Below are 15,558 nucleotides of genomic sequence, written 5' to 3'. Positions count from 1 at the left end.
CGTGCCCTGGAGGTTATTTCTTGCGTTTGGGAGCGATGACCATCATTAGCTGGCGTCCTTCCATCTTAGGATGCTGTTCGACGGTACCGTGTTCGGCGAGGTCGGCTTCGACCCGCTTCAACAGTTCCATACCCAGCTCCTGGTGGGCCATCTCACGACCACGGAATCTCAGAGAGATCTTGGCCTTGTCCCCTTCCATCAGGAAACGTACCAGGTTGCGTAGTTTTACCTGGTAATCCCCTTCTTCCGTCCCTGGACGAAACTTGATTTCCTTGATCTGCTGCTGGTGCTGGTTCTTCTTGGCAATGGCAGCTTGCTTCTTCTTCTCGAAGAGGTGCTTGCCGTAGTCCATGATCCTGCACACAGGCGGCTGGGCGTCGGCAGAGATTTCTACCAGGTCCAGCTTGGCCTCTTCAGCGATCCTAAGCGCTTCATCAATAGAGACGATGCCAATTTGCTCACCGTCAGCGCCAATTAACCGAACCTCGCGTGCCGAGATATTCTCGTTGATCGGAGCCTTCGGGGCGCCTCGTTTATCTTGTCTCATATCACGCTTAATAATGATTACTCCAATTCTTGGCGACCACGCCGGGAAACCGCTTGCGCGAGCAATTCAGTGAATTGAGCGACGGGCATGGAGCCCAGATCGGCACCCTCACGAGTGCGCACAGCGACAGTTCTTGTCTCGACTTCCCGATCGCCGATCACCAGCAGATAGGGAACCTTGAGCAAAGTATGCTCGCGGATTTTAAAGCCAATCTTCTCGTTCCTCAAGTCCGACTTGGCACGAAATCCGTTTTGATTCAACGTTTTTTCGACTTCGAGGGCGAAATCGGCCTGCTTGTCGGTGATGTTCATGATCACCGCCTGGGTCGGCGCCAGCCACGCCGGGAACACGCCGGCATAGTGCTCGATCAGCATGCCGATGAAGCGCTCGAACGAACCGAGGATGGCACGATGCAGCATGACCGGGCGCACACGGCTGTTGTCTTCGGCGATGTAGCTGGCGTCGAGGCGCTCCGGCAGGTTCGGGTCGTACTGCAGGGTACCGCACTGCCAGTTACGGCCGAGGCAGTCGCGCAGGGTGAACTCGATCTTCGGGCCGTAGAACGCGCCCTCGCCTGGCTGGTATTCCCACTCCAGACCGGATTCGTTCAGCGCATCGGCCAGGGCGCCTTCGGCGCGATCCCACAATTCTTCGGAACCCACGCGCTTGACCGGGCGAGTCGACAGCTTCATGGCGATGTCGGTGAAGCCGAAGTCCTTGTAGACGTCCAGGGTCAGCTTGATGAAATCGGCCGCTTCCTTCTTCACCTGTTCTTCGGTGCAGAAAATGTGCGCATCGTCCTGCACGAAGCCACGCACGCGCATGATGCCGTGCAGCGCGCCGGACGGCTCGTTGCGGTGGCAGGCACCGAACTCGGCCAGGCGCAGCGGCAGGTCACGGTAGGACTTCAAGCCCTGGTTGAACACCTGCACGTGGCACGGGCAGTTCATCGGTTTCACCGCGTAGTCGCGGCTTTCCGACGAGGTGGTGAACATGTTCTCGGCGTAGTTGGACCAGTGGCCGGAGCGCTCCCAGAGGATGCGATCGACGACCTGCGGGGTCTTGATTTCCGAGTAACCGTTCTCGCGCTGCACCTGGCGCATGTACTGCTCGAGCACCTGGTAGACGGTCCAGCCATTGGCGTGCCAGAACACCATGCCCGGCGCTTCTTCCTGCAGGTGGAACAGGTCGAGCTGCTTGCCGATCTTGCGGTGATCACGCTTCTCGGCTTCTTCGATGCGCTGGATGTAGGCCGCCAGCTGCTTCTTGTCCGCCCAAGCGGTGCCGTAGACGCGCTGCAGCTGCTCGTTCTTGGCGTCGCCACGCCAGTAGGCGCCGGACAGCTTGGTCAGCTTGAACGCCTTGAGGAAGCGGGTGTTGGGCACATGCGGGCCGCGGCACATGTCCACGTACTCTTCGTGGTAGTACAGGCCCATGGCCTGTTCGTCCGGCATGTCGTCGACCAGGCGCAGCTTGTAGTCTTCGCCACGGGACTTGAACACGTCGATGACTTCGGCACGCGGCGTCACTTTCTTGATGACGTCGTAGTCCTTGTCGATCAGCTCTTTCATGCGCGCTTCGATGGCGGTCACGTCTTCAGGCGTGAAGGGGCGCTCGTAGGCGATGTCGTAATAGAAGCCATCGTCGATGACCGGACCGATGACCATGCGCGCAGTCGGGTAAAGCTGCTTGACCGCGTGACCGACCAGGTGGGCGCAGGAGTGGCGGATGATCTCGACACCCTCCTGATCCTTCGGCGTAATGATCTGCAGGGTCGCGTCGTTTTCGATCAGATCGCAGGCGTCGACCAGACGGCCGTCGACCTTGCCGGCAACGGTGGCCTTGGCCAGGCCGGCGCCAATGGATTGCGCCACCTCGAGTACGGATACCGGGTGATCGAACGAACGCTGACTGCCATCGGGAAGAGTAATGGTGGGCATGGCGCCTCCTCTCCTAGTGGTGACCTCTACCAAAGGCCACATGGGTTGGGATGAGCCAGTAAGCGATCCGGTGGCGTATCTGCCATACAGAGGCAGGGGCCGTGAGGCCAACCGAGAACGAACCGCAGTCACTGGAGGATGTGAAACGGTGGATGCTTTCAGAATCGCGCGGGCCTGACAAGGCAAACCGGCCATCTTCGAAAATTCCGAAGCGCCGAGCGAGCCTGCGACGACTACGCAAAAACAACGAGCAAAAAAAATGGCCGCCGAAGCGACCATTTAAAGAATTTGGTAGGCACAATTGGATTCGAACCAACGACCCCCACCATGTCAAGGTGGTGCTCTAACCAACTGAGCTATGTGCCTGCTGTGGGTGCGCATTCTACGGAGCAGCGAAAAAGAGTCAACACCTTTTTTCGCTAACTGACTAAAAAAACTGAGTTTTTTTGATTTGGTGGGTTGGATGCCCTGCCCCCGTGGAGCGAGGCTGCCAGAATTCCTGGGTATCGCTTCGCTCGACCCAGGCTACGACTCAGGGCTTAGGTGGAGGGCGGGCCATGGTTAAGCCTCGTATCTCGATGCATCTATCGATGGGCTGCGCCCATCCTACAGTCAATAACGGGGAGCGGTGATCTTCCGTGGGAGCGGGCGGGACGCCTAGCTCATGCCCGCTACCACGGGTAACCCGCTTCCGACTATATGTGGGAGTCGCCTTAAGCTATTTCGACACATACAAAAAACGGCGCTCGATAAGCGCCGTTTGTTTACCCTCATCCACCGTTACTGAACCGGACAGGCCACCGGTGCCGCGCACTGCTCACTGGCATTGCCCTGCTTGCCGATAACAGTGAAACGCTTGTCTTCCGGTTTCAGGCGTTGGGCGCACTGGCGGGCGCTGGCGGCTTCGGTTTTGCAACCGCGCTCGTCGAGCACCTGTGAGAGGTTGAACCAGCCCGGCGCGAAATCTGCCTGACGGCTGACACTCTCGCGAAACGCCGCTTCAGCGCCGCGCAGGTCGCCACCGGCGTAACGGCTGTTAGCCAGGGCGAACCAGCCTACTGCTTGCTCCGGCCAGCGCTTGGTAGCGGTTCGATAGGCAGACTGGGCGACATCCTTGCGGCCTACCTCTTCCAGATCAGCCGCGGCTTTCAACCACACGGTCGGCTCGGCAGTGGCCGGCAGATCTTCCGGGTGCATGGTCAGCACTGCCCAGCGCTGGCCGCGTGCCCAGGTTTTGTCGAAGGCTGCAAAACTGGTGACCCAGCGACTGGTGGTGCCGGAACGCAGGGTCAGGGTCTTCTCGCGCTGGTCATAACCGACCAGTACCGCGAAGTGCCACTGCGGGTACCAGTCGAAGCCAAGATTCTGCAGTACCAGCACCGGGTTGCCGGCAGCCACTTCGGTCAGCAGCGAATCGAGCTTCGGCTTGAGGGGATAGACGAGCAGATCATGGGCTCGCGCCGCGGCGACCATCTCGACCTGCAGACTGCCTTCACGACCTGGAATGTAGACCTGCTCCTGCAGATAGCCCGGCGTGGTCAGCACACCACGCTGGTTGAGCATGGTCGCCAGAGCGGCCGGCCCACACTGATAAGCAGTCTGCGGATAGAAGGGGACGCTGGTGAGTTCGACCCGCTCGGGCAGGCGCTGGGCCTCCGGTGACAGTACCGGAGACCTGGCGCATGCGCCGAGCAGGACGATCAGCAGTGAAGCGGAAAGCAGTCTTAGCGATTTATGCATTTCACGAAACTGAAGATGTCGGTGGCGCAGAGCATATCGGTGATGATGAAGATCACCAAGAACAACACGATGATGCCCACGACACCGGCACCTGCCGGTGCCTCGGACAGCTGCTGGTTGAATTGCGCGAGTTCGGCGCTGGTCAGGTTGTTGATGCGGTTCTCTACCTGATCACGCTCCACACCCATGGCGAGCAGTTTGTCCTTGACCTGCTGATCATCGAGCATCGACAGCAGCTGCTGACGGTCGACCTGCTGTTGTTGCTGGGTCAGCACTTCACCCGTGCCGATCATCGCGGCATTGGCGAGTGGAACCTGGGCGATCATCAGGGCATGGAACACTGCCAGCATGGCAGCCAGACGACGAAAGAACGGGGATTTGGTCATTTTGGTATCTCCTTATCAACCATCATCCTAGACCCATGTGGCACACAGCCAGTTCCGCCTATATCTGCAACGTCTTTGCCCTTCCTTCCAGGCCAATAATCACGGGGTCTCAAGGCGTATGGAGCGCCTTGCTTGCAAGGCCGTACTTCATCACCCCATCGTGCTCAATTCACTGCTCAGGTAATCGAGAAAACAGGTGATACGCGAGGTCAGCGCCGTGTTGCGGTAGTACACGGCGTGGATCGGTTGGCGCACCTCCAGCGTGTGCTCGGCGAGGATCTCCACCAGGCTGCCACGGCTAAGGTCCAGATGGGTCATGAAGTCCGACAGGCAGACGATGCCCACGCCCTCCAGCGCCAGCTGCCGAAGCGTCTCGCCGCTGGACGCATTGAGGCTGGGCACGATGGTGAAACTGTCGCCCTGTGCATGGCGCAGCGGCCACTGGTTGAGGCTTTCCGGCTGAGTGAAGCCGAGCAGGCTGTGCTGATGCAACGCCTCGACGCTTTCCGGCACACCGTGCTCTGCCAGGTAGGCCGGGCTGGCCAGCACGCGACGGCGACTACTGCCCAGTGGCCGCGCGTGCAGGGTCGAATCGCGCAGAGGGCCAATACGGATGGCCACGTCGGTGCGCTGCTCGATCAGATCGATGATCTGGTCGCTGCTGTGCAATTCCAGCTCGATGTTCGGGTAACGCTCGCGAAAGCCTTTGATCAGCGGCACCACCGCATGCAGCACGAATGGCGCCGCGGCGTTGACGCGCAGCCTTCCGGCTGGCGTTTGCCTACGCATGCTCATCTGCTCTTCGGCCTCCTCGACGCTGGCGATGATGCGCCGTGCCTGAAGCAGAAACGCCTGCCCTTCTTCGGTCAGTTCCAGGCGCCGGGTGGTGCGCTGCAGCAGGGTGACTTCGAGCTTTTCCTCCAGCCGACTGAGGGCGCGGCTGATGCCCGAGGCAGTCTGCCCGAGCTGCTGCGCCGCCGCGCTAATCGAGCCGGCGGCGACCACGGTGCTGAAGGCAAGTAGCTCGTCGAGGGAAGTTTTCATGTAGGCATTCGTGACCAGCAAGCAAATATGTTTGCCATGAAACGCGGTTTTTCCGCACAAGTCCATGGCCCAGACTGCACACAGAAACGCGAAACCACCCACGCGGATCGCGGTCAGCTACAGACAGTCACCCATTAGACAGGAGCGACATATGCAACAGATTCCCGCCCTCGGCCTCGGCACCTACCGCCTCAAGGAACAGCAGGTCATCGACTCGGTCCGCAACGGCCTGGAACTCGGCTACCGGCATATCGATACCGCGCAGATTTATGGCAATGAAGCCGAGGTCGGTCAGGCCATCGCTGCCGCCGGCGTGCCGCGCAGCGAGCTGTTCGTCACCACCAAGATCTGGATCGACAGCCTGAGCGCCGACAAGCTGATCCCCAGCCTGAAGGAAAGTCTACGCAAGCTGCAGATGGAGCAGGTCGACCTGACGCTAATCCACTGGCCCTCGCCGAACGATGAAATCCAGGTCGCCGAGTACATGGCCGCCCTTATGGAAGCCAAGGCAGCCGGCCTGACGGCGCAGCTGGGCGTGTCGAACTTCACCAACGCGCATCTGCAGCAGGCCATGGAAGTGGTCGGCGCCGACCAGATCGCCACCAACCAGGTGGAGATCCATCCCTTCCTGCAGAACCGCAAGGTGATCGACTTCGCCCGCGAGCACGGCATCCACCTGACGGCCTATATGCCGCTGGCCTACGGCAAGGTAATGACTGACCCGGTGATCCAGGAAATTGCCAGCAAGCATGCCGCCAACCCGGCGCAGGTCGCCCTGGCCTGGGCATTGCAACAGGGCTTCGCGGTAATCCCTTCGTCGACCAAACGCAGCAACTTGGAGAGCAACCTGGGCGCCTTGAAGCTCACCCTCAGCGAACAAGACATGGCCGCTATCGCCAAGCTGGAGCGCGGCGAACGCCTGGCTAATCCGGATTTCGCGCCGCAGTGGGATTGAGCATACGGTTCAGAGCCTGTTCTAGATCTTTATATGCCTGAAGTGGCAACTACAAGGCAGAAGCGGCCACTCAACTGATCGTTCCTCACGCTCTTCTGGGGAATGCCTCCGAGGCCGCTCTGCGTCCGCTGTTGTATGCCGTGTGCAGTCGGAGCAGGCGCAGAGCGCCGCGGCCTGAGCTACCACGCTGGAGCGTGGGAGCCATCGTAAAAGGAGCCGTTCGCGTAACGCGTAGGAGGGGCTTTAGCCCCGAGCTTTTTATCAAGGCAAACAAAGAGCTCGCGGCTAAAGCCGCTCCTACAAAAGTGTTCTTCTCACCGGCAGCTCCCCGCCCCTTAGCTGCCAAAATCTGCAGACCGGGCTGAAAGATTATGACCAGACAAGGCTCTTAGAAGTCGACCTTGCCCCTACCTGCCTTGATCGCTCCGCGCTTGGACTTGCCTTCCAGTCGGCGTTTCTTGGAGCCGAGGGTCGGTTTGGTCAGGCGCCGGGCCTTTTCGGTCTTGCCGGCAGAGCGAATCAGCTCAGCCAGGCGCTCCAGGGCATCGGCACGGTTCTGTTCCTGAGTGCGGTATTGCTGGGCCTTGATGATCACCACGCCATCGGCGGTGATACGGCTGTCACGCAGGGCCAGCAGCCGCTCCTTGTAGAACGGCGGCAGTGAGGATGCTTGGCTGTCGAAGCGCAGGTGCATCGCGCTGGACACCTTGTTGACGTTCTGCCCACCCGCGCCCTGAGCGCGAATGGCGGTGAGCTCGATTTCATCGTCAGGCAGATGAACGCTGTTGGAGATGACCAGCATGGGGCGCCTTGTTTCGGGTGGGCGTGCAGGATAGCCCAAGGTAGACGCCAGCATGGCTGAAACCTTTGCTTGAAATTTGCTTCTATGCCCTTTGCAGCGCTCAAGTAAGTTAAGCCACCCGCCTCCACCGCCTGCGAGAACACCCCATGGATTCGATCACCCAAGCCGTACTTGGCGCCAGCATTCAGGGCGCACTGCTGGGCCGCTGGCAAGGGCGCAAGGCGCTGCTATATGGCGCTGTGCTGGGCACGCTGCCCGATATGGACGTGATGATCGACTACGGCGATGCGGTAGCGGCCATGACCTACCATCGCGGCTTCAGCCATTCGCTGTTCGTGCTGACCGGCCTCGCCCTGCTGTTGACCTGGTTCTTGCGCCGATGGCGACCCAATCCGGGGTATTCATCACGCCGACTGTTCCTGGCCATCTGGCTGGTGCTGATCACCCATCCCCTTCTCGACGCCTTCACCAGCTACGGCACACAACTGCTCTGGCCATTCGCACCAACGCCGGCGGCCTGGTCGAGCATCTTCATCATTGACCCGATCTACAGCCTGCCGCTGCTGGGCGCGGTGATCTACGGGCTGATCGCCGGCCTGAAGGACAAGGCCAACTCGGTAGCCAACTGGGCGCTGGCGTTCTCAACTGTCTATCTCGCCTCGACCCTGGGCAGCAAGTACATGGCCGAGCACCGCGTGGAGCAGGAACTGGCGCACCAGGGCATCGAGGCAGAAGCCATCTTCAGCTCGCCAACGCCGTTCAACACATTGCTGTGGCGCGTAGTGACCATCGAAGGCGAGGATTATCACGAAGCGCTGGTCGGCTGGTTCGACAACGCGCCGCCAGTGCTGGAGCGCATGCCCCGCGGGGCGGCGCTGGGCCAGGCCCTGGAGGATTCGCCCGCCCATCAGCGGCTGAAGTGGTTCACCAATGACGTACTGCGTTACGACCACATCGGCGATCACCTGGTAGTCACCGACATTCGCCTGGGCATGACCGGCTTTCACCCTTTCCGCTTCGACTTCGCCCATTGGCAGAACGGCACGTGGCAGGTGCAGCCCTATATCGAGCGCTGGCCGTCGGAGCGTGGCGATATGCAGCGCCTGGCCCTGCTCTGGCAGCGCATCTGGAAGCCCGCGACGCCTGTGCCGTTGGCATTGTGGGCCGGCGAGCTGAGTCGTGTTCCGCAAGGTGGTGGTGCGGCCAATAATGTCCTGAAACCGGGCCGCAAAGCTGCAAGCTCCGCGAGTGAGACAAGCGACCCAGCGCTGTAACGGCACCGCTATTAAACACAGAAATCTACCCAGGTATCGCAAGCTCAACCCGGGCTAGGAATCAGACCATGCCAAGGCCCCGAACCGTAGCCTGGGTGGAGCGAAGCGATACCCGGGAAGCCCTCTCCTGGGCATTCGCGATCTCAGGTCCTGAACTGCCGCACCAAGCCCTGCAGCTCGACGCCCAGACGCGCCAGTTCGGCGCTGGAGGCCGCGGTCTGTTGGCTGGCACTGGCGCTCTGCTCGCCGATATCGCGCACCCGGGTGACGCTTTCGCTGATGGTTTCCGCCACGGCGCTCTGCTCTTCCGCGGCGGCGGCGATCTGCTGATTCATCTGCTCGATGGTGCTGACCGCCTGGGTGATACGGCCCAGGGCATCGCCCGCCTCGCCGGCCAAACCCACGGTACGCTGGGTCAGCGCGCGGCTGCCTTCCATCTGCGTGACCGCACCATCTGCCAGGCGCTGCAGGTTGGCGATCAGGCTCTCGATTTCCTGCGTAGAGTCATGGGTGCGGCGCGCCAGGGCGCGCACTTCATCGGCGACCACCGCAAAACCGCGGCCCTGGTCACCGGCACGGGCAGCCTCGATGGCGGCGTTGAGCGCCAGCAGGTTGGTCTGCTCGGCCACCGCCCGAATTACTTCCAGCACACCGCCGATGCGACCGCTTTCCTTGTTGAGCGCCTGCATGGCTTCGGCCGATTGCTCCACCTCATCCGCCAGCTTGCCGACCTGGCTGATCGCCTGCTGTACCACCTGATTGCCCTGCTGCGCCTCGCGGTCGGCGTCGGCCGCAGCCAACGAAGCCTGTTCGGCGTTCTGCGCCACCTCCTGCACCGTGGCGGCCATCTGGTGCATGGCGGTGGCAGTCTGTTCGGTTTCCTCTTTCTGGGTCTGCACGCCGGCACTGGTCTGGGCAGTGATGGCTGACAACTGCTCGGCAGCGGCAGCGATCTGCCCGACACCGGTGCCGATGCGGCCGACCAGGTCACGCAGGCTGCGGGTCATGCCCTGCATGGCTTCGAGCAGTTGGCCGAGTTCGTCGTTGCGGTTCTGCGGTAGATCCTGACTCAGGTCACCGCCGGCAATGCGCCGCGCGAATTCCACGGTCTGGCGCAGCGGCGCGACGATGGAACGGCTGATGGTGAAGGCGGCGAACAGGCCAATCACTACCGCCGCGATGCCCATGCTGCCGAGCAGCAGGATGGCGTTGCGGCTGTCATCGCCCATGGCCTGTTCTTCGGCACTCTTGGCCTGCTCGGCCAACGCCAGCACCTGATCGGCCTGTTTGAGCATGGCAGCGTCGCTGGCCAGGCTCTGCTCATGCACCTGCTGGAAGTTGGTGAACGCCTGCTGGTAGCTCGTCAACGCCGCCAGGGCAGCCTCGATGGCGCGCTTCTGATCGTCGCTCAGCCAGACCATTAGGCCATTGGCCGAGGATTGCAGGTCGTAGATGACAAAATTCCAGTCTTCCAGCGCGGATGGTGAGCCATCGATGATGAACTGGCTTTCGTGGCTGCGCAGCTCGAGCATGCGCTTGCTGAGATTGGAAGCGGTTTCCGCCAGGGTCAGCGGGTCGCTGCCACGCAGCTTATCGCCGGCAAGGCGCAGTTCGCGCACGGCGTCGTACATGCCCAACTCGATCATCTCGAACTGGCTACGCGCCTCTTGGGCAGCCTCGTCCATCTGCTTGCGCGCTTCGTTGGCGCGCGCCTGCTGCTGCACGCTGGCGTCGAACTGCTGAAGATAGTCGGCAGTGGCCGCGTCCATGGCCTGCAAGCGCTCGCGCTCGCTGGGCGTAGCCGTGGCCATTTGTTCGACAAGACCGGCACGGACCTTGGCGAGCTGCTCACGCATGCGTTGGGCGTCGGCCTCACTGTGGCTGATCGCGTAGTCGCGCTCCAGGCGCCGGGCGCCGAGGATCTGGGCGTCGATGCTCGACAGCGACACCGACTGGGCATGTCCCTGCATCACAGCCTTTACGGCCACGAAACCGGAAGCGGTCACGGCGACGGTCAACAGCAATACCAGGCCAAAACCGACCAGAAGTTTCTTGCCTACGGAGAGGTCGACGAACAGTCGAGTGGCAGAATGCAACATCCAAGCGGCTCCATTTGTTTTTGTATGAGTGCGGTACGCAGGCGCCTTGTGAGCGCGCGACCCTGGCTTCAGGACCCTAATCGGCCGCAAGCGGAAAATCCTGAGGGAAAAAGCAAATCACTGGCGCCATCAAGTCGCCACTATACCGGCGTACGTGGAGTCGCCGTCCGCACCTGAGACAAACAGTTACAGAACTGTCGACGCGGTCAGGAATCTGGCACAAATGCCGCCCGCAGCATTGCACTGCGGGCGGGAGAGATACTGACCGTTAATTGACCAGATGGCGCTGGCGGATCTGGAAGCAGCCCCAGATAAACAGCAGCCAGAACGGAATGGCGAATACCGACATACGAATGCCCGGGATGAACAGCATCACGCCGAGGATGAACACCACGAAGGCCAGACACAGGTAGTTGGCGAACGGGAACCAGAAGGCCTTGAAGGACGGTTCGACGCCCTTGGCCTGCATGGTCTTGCGGAACTTGATGTGGGCCAGGCTGATCATCGCCCAGTTGATCACCAGGGCAGCGACCACCAGCGACATCAGCAGCTCCAGCGCGCTCTTGGGCACCAGGTAGTTGACCACCACGCAGATCAGCGTGAACAACGCCGATACAGCGATGGCCAGCACTGGCACGCCACGCTTGTCGACCTTGAGCAGGCGTTTGGGTGCGTTGCCCTGCTCGGCCAGGCCGTAGAGCATGCGGCTGTTGCAGTACACGCCGCTGTTGTAGACCGACAGCGCCGCGGTGAGCACCACGAAGTTGAGCAGGTGCGCAGCGGTGTCGCTGCCGATCAGCGAAAAGATCTGCACGAAGGGGCTGCTGCCATAGGAGTCGCCGCCGGCGGTCAGGGTCGCGACCAGGTCATCCCAGGGGTGCAGCGAGAGCAGCACGGTCAGCGCGCCGATGTAGAAGATCAGGATGCGGTAGACCACCTGGTTAATGGCCTTGGGAATCACCGTCTTCGGCTGGTCGGCTTCGGCGGCGGTGATGCCCACCAGCTCCAGGCCACCAAAGGAGAACATGATGATGGCCATCATCATCACCAGCCCGGAAATCCCGTTGGGAAAGAAGCCGCCGTGGCTCCACAGGTTGCTGATCGACGCCTGCTCACCACCCGCGCCGCTGAACAGCAGGTAGCAGCCGAGCAGGATCATGCCCACGATCGCCGCCACCTTGATGATCGAGAACCAGAACTCGGCCTCGCCGAACACCCGCACGTTGGTCAGGTTGATGGCGTTGATCAGCACGAAGAACGCCGCTGCGGTCGCCCAGGTGGGGATCTCCGGCCACCAGTACTGCACGTACTTGCCCACCGCCGTGAGCTCGGCCATGCCCACCAGCACGTAGAGCACCCAGTAGTTCCAGCCGGACAGGAAACCAGCGAACGGGCCCCAATAGGCGTGAGCGAAGTGACTGAACGAGCCGGCAACCGGCTCCTCGACGATCATCTCGCCAAGCTGGCGCATGATCAGAAAGGCGATGAAACCGCCGATCGCGTAGCCGAGAATCATCGATGGGCCGGCCGAAGCCATGACGCCGGCAGAACCCAGAAACAGGCCGGTACCGATGGCACCGCCCAGGGCGATCAACTGAATGTGGCGGTTCTTCAGGCCGCGCTTGAGCGGGCCGGTCTGGAGCATTTCGCTTGGCATCTGTCACCTGTGGGTGATCGACCGTGACGGGATCGAACCCGCCCGGCTCGTGGCCTGGCGGAATGGCTTGGATTACTGGCGGCCTACTGCGCGTCGGGCTGAGCCTCCGGCGCGGCATGCCGGAATGCATCAAGGGCCTCACAACGGGCGGTGAGCGCGAGGATGCGTGGATACGCATCGAGGTCACAGTCGAAACGGCGCGCATTGTACACCTGTGGAATCAAACAGGCTTCCAGATAGCCGGGCCGCGTGCCGAAGAAGAATCCATCGCCGTAGATCGCCAGCCCCTGCTCCACCGCTGCCAGGCCTTCGGCCACCCAATGGCGGTACCAGGCGGTCTTCGCAGCGTCGTCCACGCACAGCTCACGGCTCAGGTACTGCAGCACCCGCAGATTGTTGAGTGGATGCACGTCACAGGCGAGATGCAGCGCCAGGGCGCGCACCTGAGCACGGGCGACGGGATCGGCCGGCAGGATCGCCGGCACCGGGAAGATTTCCTCTAGGTATTCGATGATCGCCAGGGACTGGGCGATGCGCACATCGCCGTTCTCCTCTTCCACCAGCAGCGGCACCAGGCCCTGGGGATTCAAGGCTTGATACGCCTGGCCATGCTGCTCACCGCCATCGCGAACCAGATGCACCGGTACCTGCTGGTAAGCCAGGCCCTTAAGGTTGAGCGCGATGCGCACCCGATAGGCGGCGCTGGAGCGCCAGTAGCCGTAGAGCTTCAACATTGCGGATTCCTAAACATGACTTCGTGGGAGCGGCTTGGGCAGCGATCAGGCTCGAAGGCGCCCAGAGCTCGCGGCTGAAGCCGCTCCTAAGCAGCAGCGGCTGCCTTAGCATTTCACCTGATCAATGCGCACCCTTTTCGCAGAGTCCAAGTCACGATGGGGCTTCCTTCGAAACACGACTGTGGGAGCGGCTTCAGCCGCGATCAATATCAAAGGCGCTGAAACCTCGCAGCTAAAACCGCTCCCACGGATCAATGGGCGTCGTAGCGTTCCACCTGCTGGTCGATGGCACCGAAGATGCTCGCCCCGGCGGCATCGAACATCTCGATGCGCACCCGGTCGCCGAACTTGAGAAATGGCGTCTTCGCCTCGCCGTGTTCGATCACTTCGAGCATGCGTTTTTCGGCCAGGCAGCTGGAGCCGGCGCTGCGGTCGTAGTTGGAGACGGTGCCAGAGCCGATGATGGTGCCGCTGCCCAGAGGCCGTGTACGTGCGGCGTGGGCGATCAGGGTCGGGAAGTCGAAGGTCATGTCGGTGCCGGCATCCGGCTGGCCGAACAGCGCGCCGTTGATGTGCGATACCAGCGGCCGATGCACGCGGCCATCGCGCCAGCTGTCGCCCAGCTCATCCGGGGTGACCGCCACCGGCGAGAAGCTCGACGACGGCTTGCTCTGGTAGAAGCCGAAACCCTTGCCCAGCTCGCCGGGAATCAGATTGCGCAAGGACACGTCGTTGACCAGCATCAGCAGCTGGATATGCCCGGCCGCCTGGGCTGGCGTAGCGCCCATGGGCACATCATCGGTTATCACCGCTAGCTCGGCCTCCTGGTCGATGCCCCAGGCTTCGTCGCCCATACGGATCGGCGCGTGGGGTGCGATGAAGGTGTCCGAGCCGCCCTGATACATCAGCGGGTCGTGCCAGAAGGACTCCGGCATCTCGGCGCCCCGCGCCTTGCGCACCAGCTCGACGTGATTGACATAGGCACTGCCATCGGCCCAGTGATAAGCACGCGGCAGCGGGCTGTGGCAGGCGCGCTGATCAAAATCGAAGGCTTGCGCCTCCAGCCCGTCGTTGAGGCGCTGGTACACCGCTTCGAGCTGCGGGCGTTTGCTCGCCCAGTCGTCCAGCGCGGCCTGCAGCGTCGGGGCGATCTGCGCCACGCGCACGGCGCGACTCAAGTCGCGGGAAACCACCACCAGAGCGCCGTCGCGGCCCTGGTTCAGCGATGCCAGTTTCATCAGGACTCCTTGCCTGGCGCGCGCCAGGAATTCACGTATTCGGCGACATCCACCGCGGCAGCGGCGTCGGTCACTTCCAGGCCATGGCGGGTGTCGATCATCACCGCCACTTCCTCGGCGAAGGTGGCCGGGTCGGTCTGCGCCTTTTTCAACGCCTTGGGATGTGGGCCGTGGGGGAAGCCGCACGGGTGCAGGGTGACCATGCCGGCCTCAATGTTGTCGCGGCTGAAGAAGTTACCGCGGTGGTAGAACAGCACCTCGTCGTAATCGTCGTTGTTGTGGAAGAACGGCACCTTGAGCGCGCCGGGGTCGGATTCCACCGGCCGCGGCGTAAAGGTGCAGACCACGAAGCCCTTGGCCACGAAGGTAGTGTGTACCGAGGGCGGCAAGTGGTAGCGATGGCTCATCAGCGGGCGGATGTCGCGCCAGTTGACCCGCACCACGGTGTTATCGCCGTGCCAGCCCACCGCATCGAGCGGGTTGTAAGGATAGGTCACGGTGCTGATCTGGTTACGCCGCTTGATGCGAATCTGCCAGGTGCTTTCGTCCTGCTGGGCCTTGAAGGCGTCGTCGATATGCGGGTGATCGAGCACCGCCGGGTCGAAGATCGCCTGGCCGCCGAGCAGGCCTTTTTCCGGTAGCTGATAGGCACCGTCGGTGTTCTCGACCAGCAGGAAATGACTAGGCGCAGTCGGCTCGATACGCCATGCAGTGCCGCGGGGAATCACCAGGTAGTCGCCATCACGGTATTCCAGATGGCCGAAATCGCAATGGAAGTGGCCGGCGCCATCGTGTACGAACAGCAGCTCGTCGCCATCGCTGTTGCGCACCAAGTGGCGCATGGCGCTGGCGGTCTTCCATACGCGCAGGCGAATGTCGGCGTTGTGCAGGGTCAGCGGCGCCTCGAACGGACAATCCTGCTCGCTGGGAATCCTGTTGAAGTTGAAGGCGTGGGGACGCAGTGGCCCCTGCCAGTCGATCCAGCCGGTGGGCGGATGCTTGTGGTGCAGGTGCGTCACCGGGCCGAAGAAGCCCTCGCGGCCCATTTCCCGCTCGTAGGTGTCGGCGGGAAAATCGCAATGAGCCTGGCGCGAGTGCTCGCCTTCACGCAGGGGAAAGCTGATCCATTTACGGCTCATGGC

Annotated in this window: 13 protein-coding genes, 1 tRNA gene and 1 pseudogene; 2 read left to right on the top strand and 13 right to left on the bottom strand. The window is 61.9% G+C overall.

Translation table 11 applies throughout. From position 1 onward, the window contains the following. Positions 1–13 precede the first annotated feature (13 nt). The 6 genes from infC to FB481_RS11415 form a co-directional block, all read right to left on the bottom strand. Positions 14–565 (bottom strand): translation initiation factor IF-3, encoded by a 552-nt coding sequence (gene infC / locus FB481_RS11440; protein WP_170833973.1) that lies wholly within the window; start codon positions 563–565, stop codon positions 14–16. Beyond that, a complete protein-coding gene (gene thrS, locus FB481_RS11435) occupies positions 565–2,487 on the bottom strand; it encodes a threonine--tRNA ligase (RefSeq protein ID WP_147176428.1) in 1,923 nt (640 codons plus the stop codon). The genes infC and thrS overlap by 1 nt, the downstream gene beginning before the upstream one ends. Before the next feature lie 289 nt (positions 2,488–2,776). Continuing rightward, positions 2,777–2,853 (bottom strand) — tRNA-Val (locus tag FB481_RS11430). Between the two features lie 414 nt (positions 2,854–3,267). Next, positions 3,268–4,227: a PA2778 family cysteine peptidase gene (locus tag FB481_RS11425; RefSeq protein ID WP_256662736.1), complete on the bottom strand. Its 960-nt coding sequence runs from the start codon at positions 4,225–4,227 to the stop codon at positions 3,268–3,270. Next, complete coding sequence (locus FB481_RS11420) at positions 4,212–4,613, bottom strand: PA2779 family protein (protein ID WP_093501503.1); 402 nt, start codon at positions 4,611–4,613, stop codon at positions 4,212–4,214. The genes FB481_RS11425 and FB481_RS11420 overlap by 16 nt, the downstream gene beginning before the upstream one ends. Before the next feature lie 150 nt (positions 4,614–4,763). Then, positions 4,764–5,657 (bottom strand): LysR family transcriptional regulator, encoded by an 894-nt coding sequence (locus FB481_RS11415; RefSeq protein WP_041706011.1) that lies wholly within the window; start codon positions 5,655–5,657, stop codon positions 4,764–4,766. Positions 5,658–5,808: 151 nt separating this feature from the next. Here FB481_RS11415 and dkgB point away from each other — a divergent pair, with 151 nt between their 5' ends. Beyond that, positions 5,809–6,612, top strand: a complete 804-nt coding sequence (gene dkgB, locus FB481_RS11410) for a 2,5-didehydrogluconate reductase DkgB (RefSeq protein ID WP_147176427.1) — start codon at positions 5,809–5,811, stop codon at positions 6,610–6,612. A 388-nt stretch (positions 6,613–7,000) separates the two neighbouring features. On the opposite strand, the gene arfB is transcribed toward dkgB, so the two are convergent. Further along, positions 7,001–7,414, bottom strand: coding sequence for an alternative ribosome rescue aminoacyl-tRNA hydrolase ArfB (arfB, locus tag FB481_RS11405; protein ID WP_147176426.1), 414 nt, complete (start codon positions 7,412–7,414; stop codon positions 7,001–7,003). A gap of 146 nt (positions 7,415–7,560) precedes the next feature. Between arfB and FB481_RS11400 the strand changes: the two genes are divergently transcribed. Beyond that, positions 7,561–8,688 (top strand): metal-dependent hydrolase, encoded by a 1,128-nt coding sequence (locus FB481_RS11400; protein WP_147176425.1) that lies wholly within the window; start codon positions 7,561–7,563, stop codon positions 8,686–8,688. Between the two features lie 143 nt (positions 8,689–8,831). Here the strand turns inward: FB481_RS11400 and FB481_RS23580 are convergent, their stop codons facing one another. The 6 genes and pseudogenes from FB481_RS23580 to FB481_RS11375 form a co-directional block, all read right to left on the bottom strand. Next, positions 8,832–9,545: a methyl-accepting chemotaxis protein gene (locus FB481_RS23580; RefSeq protein ID WP_372239567.1), complete on the bottom strand. Its 714-nt coding sequence runs from the start codon at positions 9,543–9,545 to the stop codon at positions 8,832–8,834. 141 nt (positions 9,546–9,686) lie between these two features. Continuing rightward, positions 9,687–9,875 (bottom strand): annotated as a pseudogene (locus tag FB481_RS23575) (HAMP domain-containing protein); the annotation flags it as partial. Positions 9,876–11,055: 1,180 nt separating this feature from the next. Then, positions 11,056–12,444 carry an amino acid permease gene (locus FB481_RS11390; protein ID WP_147176423.1) on the bottom strand — a complete coding sequence of 463 codons (1,389 nt, stop codon included), beginning with the start codon at positions 12,442–12,444 and terminating at the stop codon, positions 11,056–11,058. Between the two features lie 83 nt (positions 12,445–12,527). Further along, positions 12,528–13,178, bottom strand: a complete 651-nt coding sequence (gene maiA, locus FB481_RS11385; protein WP_147176422.1) for a maleylacetoacetate isomerase — start codon at positions 13,176–13,178, stop codon at positions 12,528–12,530. A 251-nt stretch (positions 13,179–13,429) separates the two neighbouring features. Beyond that, a complete protein-coding gene (locus FB481_RS11380; RefSeq protein ID WP_147176421.1) occupies positions 13,430–14,416 on the bottom strand; it encodes a fumarylacetoacetate hydrolase family protein in 987 nt (328 codons plus the stop codon). Then, on the bottom strand, positions 14,416–15,555 hold the full coding sequence (locus FB481_RS11375; RefSeq protein WP_147176420.1) for a homogentisate 1,2-dioxygenase: 1,140 nt from the start codon (positions 15,553–15,555) through the stop codon (positions 14,416–14,418). Before FB481_RS11375 ends, FB481_RS11380 begins: the two co-directional genes overlap by 1 nt. Between the last annotated feature and the right edge of the window lie 3 nt (positions 15,556–15,558).

This window comes from Pseudomonas sp. AG1028 (genome assembly GCF_007993955.1).
Taxonomy (GTDB): domain Bacteria; phylum Pseudomonadota; class Gammaproteobacteria; order Pseudomonadales; family Pseudomonadaceae; genus Aquipseudomonas; species Aquipseudomonas straminea.
The sequence above is the reverse complement of the archived record's forward strand: the minus strand, read 5'-3'. Positions and strand labels throughout refer to the sequence as shown.